The organism is Pontibacter sp. JAM-7 (assembly GCF_048548695.2).
Taxonomy (GTDB): Bacteria; Pseudomonadota; Gammaproteobacteria; order Pseudomonadales; family Balneatricaceae; genus Neptuniibacter.
The window spans coordinates 1-277 of sequence record NZ_JBLYIF020000034.1 but is presented as its reverse complement, the minus strand read 5'-3'; the positions used below and the strand labels follow the sequence as shown (position 1 = coordinate 277).

The window sequence follows — 277 nt, the reverse complement described above, 5'->3', positions numbered from 1 at the left end:
GAAGGTTATCAGGTTGATGCGGCCTACAACGCCCAGCAGGCGCTTGAGAAACTGCAGAATCAGAGTGGTAGTAAGAGCTACAGCCTGATAACCTTCCGCAGTCAGGTATTCCGTCAGCAAGCTGCACAGCTCAGTATCATCATCGACCAGTAACAGTTTTTCCGCTGCTTGGCCGCCGGATAACGGACGGGACACGGACTGATGAGACAAAGGCTGATGGGACATAACAACTCCTCCGGATTCTGAATGAGGTCATCATACGTTGATTCCGGCAGAC

1 pseudogene is annotated in these 277 nt (G+C 52.0%); it reads right to left on the bottom strand.

From position 1 onward, the window contains the following. Positions 1-225 (bottom strand): annotated as a pseudogene (locus tag ACFVYJ_RS13760) (hypothetical protein); the annotation flags it as partial. Between the last annotated feature and the right edge of the window lie 52 nt (positions 226-277).